Source organism: Arthrobacter agilis, assembly GCF_002953615.1.
GTDB lineage: Bacteria > Actinomycetota > Actinomycetes > Actinomycetales > Micrococcaceae > Arthrobacter_D > Arthrobacter_D agilis_B.
The window spans coordinates 2,435,271-2,440,818 of sequence record NZ_CP024915.1 but is presented as its reverse complement, the minus strand read 5'-3'; the positions used below and the strand labels follow the sequence as shown (position 1 = coordinate 2,440,818).

Annotated in this window: 8 protein-coding genes; 3 read left to right on the top strand and 5 right to left on the bottom strand. The window is 70.5% G+C overall.

The genetic code is table 11. The features are described 5' to 3' along the window. On the bottom strand, positions 1-65 hold a 65-nt coding region (locus tag CVO76_RS11915), incomplete at its 3' end, for a large ribosomal subunit protein bL28 (protein WP_432206158.1). 24 nt (positions 66-89) lie between these two features. Between CVO76_RS11915 and CVO76_RS11910 the strand changes: the two genes are divergently transcribed. Next, the gene (locus CVO76_RS11910) at positions 90-263 is read left to right on the top strand and encodes a hypothetical protein (RefSeq protein ID WP_208739395.1); all 174 of its coding nucleotides are present in this window, start codon (positions 90-92) and stop codon (positions 261-263) included. Positions 264-369: 106 nt separating this feature from the next. Here CVO76_RS11910 and CVO76_RS11905 read toward each other — a convergent pair whose 3' ends face one another. Further along, entirely contained in the window at positions 370-1,512 is a 1,143-nt protein-coding gene (locus CVO76_RS11905) for a glucose-1-phosphate adenylyltransferase family protein (RefSeq protein WP_208739394.1), read from the bottom strand. Positions 1,513-1,534: 22 nt separating this feature from the next. After that, entirely contained in the window at positions 1,535-2,101 is a 567-nt protein-coding gene (locus tag CVO76_RS11900) for a MarR family winged helix-turn-helix transcriptional regulator (RefSeq protein WP_133081341.1), read from the bottom strand. Positions 2,102-2,329: 228 nt separating this feature from the next. On the opposite strand from CVO76_RS11900, the gene CVO76_RS11895 reads away from it, so the two are divergent. Beyond that, positions 2,330-2,968 (top strand): DUF3060 domain-containing protein, encoded by a 639-nt coding sequence (locus tag CVO76_RS11895; protein ID WP_208739393.1) that lies wholly within the window; start codon positions 2,330-2,332, stop codon positions 2,966-2,968. Positions 2,969-3,069: 101 nt separating this feature from the next. Here the strand turns inward: CVO76_RS11895 and CVO76_RS11890 are convergent, their stop codons facing one another. After that, positions 3,070-3,852, bottom strand: coding sequence for an SGNH/GDSL hydrolase family protein (locus CVO76_RS11890; RefSeq protein ID WP_133081343.1), 783 nt, complete (start codon positions 3,850-3,852; stop codon positions 3,070-3,072). An 81-nt stretch (positions 3,853-3,933) separates the two neighbouring features. Here CVO76_RS11890 and CVO76_RS11885 point away from each other — a divergent pair, with 81 nt between their 5' ends. After that, positions 3,934-4,938: a diacylglycerol/lipid kinase family protein gene (locus CVO76_RS11885; RefSeq protein WP_208739392.1), complete on the top strand. Its 1,005-nt coding sequence runs from the start codon at positions 3,934-3,936 to the stop codon at positions 4,936-4,938. A gap of 90 nt (positions 4,939-5,028) precedes the next feature. Here CVO76_RS11885 and CVO76_RS11880 read toward each other — a convergent pair. Next, positions 5,029-5,548 (bottom strand): M23 family metallopeptidase (locus tag CVO76_RS11880; protein ID WP_244185930.1); only part of this gene is annotated, 520 nt, incomplete at its 5' end.

Below are 5,548 nucleotides of genomic sequence, written 5' to 3'. Positions count from 1 at the left end.
TGCGAGTGCGAAATGCTGTGTCCAAAGCCGGGCTCGGCTCCGGTCACTTGGCAGTGGGCTGCCATAACTCTCCTCCAGATTAGATGAACGTGACGGAATCACTTGTGGGGCGTCCCGCCACCAGTAATGACACCGTTATTACTGCAGCTTTCCGGAGGTTGGCCTGGCAGGGTGAGAACCTGCCGAAGCGCCTCGCCGCGGGGAAGACGGTGAAGATCGGGCGGCACGGCCTCTCGGCCGGCGCAGCCCTACATTCCAGGTAGTCGCGGGTAGCCGGACGGACTCCGCCCCGTCCGTGGACGGGTCGGCGTCAGCCACAGCCAAACGCCCTACCATACTACCGGCAGGATCAGGCCTGGCCAAAACGGGTCAGTCGCCGAGCTGCCCGGTCCGGTCGACGACGGCGGGATCCTCGGGAGCGGTCCCGGCGTAGTCGCCGGAGAGGTCCGCATCCGAATCGACGATCGCGTACCGGACGTGGGTGCCGCTGCGCAGCCGGACCCGGTTCAGCAGGACGGAGTCCTCGACCACGGCGCCTGCTTCGACCGTCGCCCCCGAACCGATCACGCTCCGGCGGACCGTCCCGTGCACGGTGGCGCCGGGCGCCACGAGCGAGTTGCTGACGACGGCGCCCTCGCCGATGAACGCCGGGACCAGCTGCGGCGGTTCCGTGAGGAGGGGCCATTCCGGGTCCGCGAGCTCCAGCCCCTTGCCGTCCACCAGGTCGAGGTGGGCGCGCAGGTAGTTGGCGGGCGTCCCGAGGTCGCGCCAGTATCCGTCGAGCCTGTGCTCGACGACGGACCCCTGCTCCACGAGGTGGGGCACCAGATGGTGGCCGTAGTCGCCGAGGCCGTCGTGGCTGTCCTGCAGGTGATCCAGCGACTCCAGCAGGGTTCCGGCCGTGTACAGGAAGACCTCGGCCGTAACGATGTCAGACTGCGGCTCCTCGGGTTTGTAGGCGAAGCCGGTCACCCTGCCGCCGTCGCCCACGGTCACGACCCCGTGGTGGGAGGCGTCGCCGTCGAAGTCGACGGTGACCATCGTCAGTGCGGCTCCCGTCCGGAGGTGCGTGTCGACGACGTCGCGGTAGTCGAGCCGGTACAGGTGGTCGGAGCTGAGCACGAGGACCAGGTCCGGCGCGAAGTCCCGGATGAAGGACGCCTGGCGGAGCAGGCCGTCGGCGTTGCCCTCGGCGAACCCCTCACCCTCGTGGCCGCTGAACGGGGGCAGCACGAGCAGCCCGCCGCGCGTGCGGTCGAGATCCCACGGCCGTCCGTTGCGGAGGTGGTCGTTGATGGTCTTGGGCTGGTACTGCTCCATGATCCACACGTCGGAGATCCCGCTGTGGTGGAGGTTCGACAGGGAGACGTCGATCAGGCGGAAGCTGCCGCCGAGCGGCATGGCCGGTTTCGCCCGGTGGTCGGTGAGGGCACCGAGGCGCCCACCCGCCCCTCCTGCCAGCACGATCGCGAGGATGCGGGGCTGACGCCGGAACTGTGCCTGCTGGTCCATCTGCCGTCCTGTCCGCGCCGGGTCACTGCCCGGTGCTGTGTGCTTCGTGGTGCCCGGGCGCAGCTCCCGCGCCGGCGGTCGGGTCCCCGGCGAGCGCGGCCTCGACAGCCGGCTCACCGTCGGACAGGATCCAGTGCGCGCCGTCCATGCCCCGGAGGATCTTCCGGCCCACCCGCTCGAGGTCGGCGACGTCCCTGGCGTCCAGCGCGTCGAAGACCGTGGAGCGGACCTGTGCGACATGGGCCACCGCGAGACCGGCCAGCATCTCGAGTCCTGCGGGAGTCAGGGACGCGGTGGTGACGCGGCCGTCGGAGTCGGACGGCAGCCGGGCCACCCACCCGCGTCCCTCGAGCTTCTTGACCACGTGGCTGAGCCGCGAGAGCGACGCCGTCGAGCGGGCGGCGAGCTCACTCATCGGCAGGCTCCGCCCCTCCGACTCGGAGAGCATCGCGAGGACGTGGTAGTCGAACAGGGTGATCCGGGCCTCCCGGAACAGGTGGGCGTCGAGCGTCGCGGGGAGCAACGACGTCAGCGCATAGAGGGCCAGCCATGCCCGCCGCTCGTCGGGTGTGAGCCAGTGCGCCGCCATCCGCTCATTCTGGCATACCGCTCCGGCGGGTACCGGGCGGGGGCGGGGAGCCACCCGACGGTTGCGGGGGACGGCGCCGAGTGCCATTCTCGACGATCCTCCCTGCACTGCGGCTCCGGTCCCTCCCCGGTCCGGGCACCTTGCGCTGCTCTGGTCCGGGACGGAGATGGACAGTAGGCTTACCGTACCGGTCGGCGGCCCACCGGCCACACCCTGGAGGAGAACCCGATGCCCCGAGACTCTCGTGCCGTGTCCATCGCCCTCGGCGCTGCACTGGCCCTCGCCCTGCTCACCGGGTGCACCGACGGCACCACGCAGCCGCCGGCCAACGCGCCCACCGGAACGGCCAGTGCGGACGAGCCGGCTCCGGTGACACCCGAGGGTACGGGGAGCCCGTCCACTGCCGCCCCGACCGGGTCCGGCAGCCCCGCGAGCTCCGGCGCCCCGTCGGCATCGACGGCGACGGAATCCGCGACGGACGCGCCGGTCAGCCTCAGCCGGGGTGACGAGCGCACGATCGGGACACCCGGTACCACCGTCAGCATCAGCTGCAGCGGCGGCGGCGACATCGACATCGAAACCGATGGCACCACGATCGACATCACCGGCGGATGCGAGGACATCGACATCGACGGCGACGACAACACCATCACCGGCGAATCCGCCGAGGCCCTCGACGTCGAGGGGGACGGCAACACGGCCACCCTGACGAGCGTGCCCGACGTCGACGTCGACGGTCGGACGAACGTCGTCACGGTCGACGACACCCGGGACATCGACGTCGACGGTGAGGACAACACCGTCACCTACAGCACCGGCGACCCCGCGGTCGACACCGAGGGCAGCAACTCCGTCGCCGCCCGCTAGACGCCGCGACGGCGGTACGGACCAGCCAGGCGGTGTGGATCATCCATCTGCCGCGCTCCGACGGCCGCGCACCTGCGACGGCCCGGCCGGAGCGCGGACCGTCAGGCGGGAACGGACGCCCAGTGCGGGTGGACCGGCACCGGATACTTCGGTGCGAGATCGTCGCCCGAGGAGACTCCGCGCAACCGCCTGCCCACCCAGGGCGTCAGGTATTCCCGCGCCCACTGCGCGTCGGCCTTCAACTGCTCCACGCGCCGGAGGACGGGACGTGCCTCCAGTTCCGGCAGGTCGATGGCGTGCGAGGCCTCCATGGCCTCCAGCACCCGGGCGGCCATGAGGGTGTGCCCTGCGGTGGACATGTGCATGCGGTCGACGTCCCAGTAGCTCCAGTCCTGGAACTCGCGCAGGCGCCAGTAGTCGACGACCGTCGCGCCCCGCGTGTCGGCGATCTCACGCACCCACTCGTTGTAGACGGCGGTGCGTCCCCGGGTCGTGCCGAAGACAGCGGACCCCGAGGCATCGAATCCGGTGAACAGCACGACGGCCGCACCGGCCTCGCGAAGCCGGCCGATCCCTTCGTCGTAGTGGCCCATGAGCCGGTCGATGTCGACCCGTGGCCGCAGGATGTCATTGGCGCCCGCATAGAGGGTGACGAGCGTCGGCTCGAGAGCCAGGGCGCCGTCGATCTGCTCGTCGAGGATCTGGCGCATCTTCTTGCCGCGGATGGCGAGGTTCGCGTACCCCCAGGACCTGTCGGCGAGGACGAGCTGCTCCGCGACGCGGTCCGCCCAGCCACGGACGCCGTTGGGCGACGCCGGATCCCAGTCACCCACCCCTTCGGTGAAGGAGTCGCCGAGTGCCACGTACCGCTGGGAGAAGTTCACCGTCAAAGATTACCCTCGGCACCCGGGTCCGTCGGGATAAGCTCGACGGACCCGCCCGTTGACTCCCGCACGAAGGACATCATGCCCACCGACGCAACAATCGAAGCGACCACCGACGTGGCTGCGGATGCCGGATCGGGTCGCCGTCGCGCCGCGCTCATCATCAATCCCATCAAGGCCACCACGTCCGACGTGCAGGGAGCGGTGGAGCGCATCTCCGCCGAGGACGGCTGGGACGCGCCCCTCGTGATCGAGACCACGGCGGACGACCCCGGGCACGGGCAGGCCCGCGAGGCCCTCGAGGCCGGGGTGGACCTCGTGATCGCGGCCGGTGGCGACGGTACCGTCCGGTGCGTCGCCGAGGAGCTCGCCGGCAGCGGGACCATGATGGCCCTCGTTCCGCTGGGCACGGGCAACCTCCTGGCCCGCAACCTCGACATCGCCGTCGACGATCCGGATGCCGCCGTCGAGGCCGCGTTCCGCGGGACCGAGCGGTCCATCGACGTCGTGCACGTGACCGTGGATCGTGCGCAGGACGCCCACGTGTTCCTGGTCATGGCAGGCATCGGCTACGACGCCGCGATCATGTCCGACACCAGGGACGACCTGAAGGACAAGGTGGGCTGGCTCGCCTACGTGGATGCCGGGATCAGGAACCTCCCGGGCCGGCCGGCGCGGACCACCATCTCCGTGGACGGTGGCAGGCCCTTCGAGCGCCGCCTGCGCAGCGTGATGGGCGGCAACTGCGGAAAGATCATGGGGGGCCTGGAGATCTTCCCCGGCGCCAAGATCGACGACGGGCTGATGGACCTCATGACCGTGGCGCCGAAGGGCAAGCTGGGCTGGCTGGCGGTCGCGGGCAAGCTCTTCGCGCGTGGGAAGGGCAGGAGCAAGGACCCCTCGCTCGAGTACTTCCAGTGCCGGACCGCCGAGGTCACGCTGCGCGAGCCCCTCGAGGTGCAGCTCGACGGCGACCCCCTCGGGAAGGCGACGCACATGGCCTTCGAGATGAAGCCCAATTCGCTCCGCCTCCGGATGCCCCTGGGCTACAAGGATCCCGCGATCGTCAGCGATCCGCTGCCCTAGGGTTGCGGGCAGGCCCGGTCCATCGGCCTGTCTACCCGTCCGGCGGCCCGTCCGCCTGTCCGTCTGCAGACGCTGGAGGTCGGCCGTCGGTCACAGCCAGGGTTGCGGGTCGACCTTCTCGTCATTGACCAGGACCTCGAAGTGGAGGTGGCACCCGGTGGAGTTGCCCGTGGTGCCGACGGCTCCGAGGAGGTCGCCGCGCGCCACGGTCGTGCCGGCGGGCACCTCGAGCACGCTCAGGTGGTTGTAGGTGGTCTTCAGGCCGTCACCGTGGTCGATCACGATGCGCAGGCCGCCGCCATAGGCATGCTCGCCGGAGTCGACGACGGTGCCGGCATCGGCGGCCATGACCGGGGTCCCGCACCCGCTCGCGTAGTCGAGGCCGGTGTGCAGTTCGGGTCCGTATCCGCCCAGGGGGTTGACGCGGTATCCGAAGGGGGAAGCGACGACAGGGCTGTCCACGGGGACGCCGAACGCCTTGCGCTCCTGGGCTGCGGGAGTCAGGGACGCGGAGAGGGCCCGTGCACTGGCGATACTCGGCGCGATGCCCTCCGCGGCCTGTCCGGCGCTCTCGAGCCGGAAGGTCACCGACGCCCCGGCGGGCGCCGTG